The organism is Nocardia sp. CC201C, assembly GCF_030010695.1.
Lineage (GTDB): Bacteria > Actinomycetota > Actinomycetes > Mycobacteriales > Mycobacteriaceae > Nocardia > Nocardia otitidiscaviarum.
The window spans coordinates 1-1,269 of record NZ_JASCXP010000725.1 but is presented as its reverse complement, the minus strand read 5'-3'; the positions used below and the strand labels follow the sequence as shown (position 1 = coordinate 1,269).

The 1,269-nt window shown below is 73.5% G+C and carries 1 protein-coding gene; it reads right to left on the bottom strand.

All coding sequences use genetic code 11. The annotated features are described in order from the left end of the window. Positions 1-1,269: transcription antitermination factor NusB (locus QK444_RS36295; RefSeq protein WP_282786651.1), on the bottom strand; the 1,269-nt coding region annotated here is incomplete at both ends.

Here is a 1,269-nt window from a genome sequence, read left to right as displayed (position 1 = left end):
GCCCGGTCCGTCGCCGGTGTCTGGGACGCCGGGGAGCAGGTCTCGGGTGTCGAGTTGGATCGCGCCGGTGCGGCGGGCGATATCGGCCACCACCGAGACGGTCTCCGGCAGGTGCGGGGAGCAGGTGGAGTAAACGACAACACCGCCCGGACGCAGCAGATCCCATGCGGCGGTGAGCAATTCGCGTTGCAGGGTGACCAGGTCGCGGACATCGGAGGGGCGGCGACGCCAGCGGGCCTCGGGACGTCTGCGCAGCGCGCCCAGGCCGGTGCAGGGGGCGTCCACCAGGATGCGGTCGTAGCCGGGAGTCAGGCCGGTGTCGCGGCCGTCGGCGACATGGACGGTGACCGGCATCGAGCGGGTGGCCTGGCGGACCAGGTCGGCACGGTGCTCGGCCGGTTCCACGGCGTCGACATGGAAGCCGTCGATATCGGCGATGGCGCCGAGCAGGGCGGTCTTGCCACCCGGACCGGCGCACAGGTCGAGCCAGCGGCCGCCGTCGGGACCGTCGAGCGGGGCCCGGGTCAGCGCGAGCGCCACCAGCTGGCTGCCCTCGTCCTGGACGGCCGCCATACCCTCGCGCACCGGTTCCAGCTTGGCCGGATCGCCGCCGTCGAGGTACACCGCGTACGGCGACCAGCGGCCTTCCTCGCCACCGGTCACCAGGGCCAGTTCCTCGGCGCTGATCTCCCCCGGCCGCGCCACCAGGTGGACCGCCGGGCGGGCGTCGTCGGCGGCGAGCACATCACGCAGCTCCCCGGCCCGCGCGCCGAGCGCATCCGCGAACGCCTGCGCGATCCAGGTGGGATGGGCGTACTCGAAGGCCAGATGTCCCAGCGGATCCGCGGGAGCCAGCCGGTCCACCCACTCCTCCGGCGTCCGCTCGGCCGCCCGCCGCAGCACGGCATTGACGAATCCGGCCTTGCCGCCGCCGAATTCGGATCGCACCAGCGCCACCGAGGTGTCCACCGCCGCATGCGCCCCGATCCGGGTCCGCAACAGCTGATACACCCCCAACCGCAGCACATCCAGCAGCGCCCCGTCGATCTCGGTCACCGGCCGCCCGGCACAGTCCGCGATCACCGCGTCCAGCAGCCCCTGCGACCGGCACGCGCCATAGGTCAATTCGGTGGCCAGCGCCGCGTCCCGCCCGGACAGCTTCCGCTCCCGCAGCAGCCCCGGCAGCACGAGATTCGCGTACGCGTCCCGCTCCCGCACGGCCCGCAGCACATCCCGCGCCACCACCCGCACCGGATCGGCCTGCCCGTA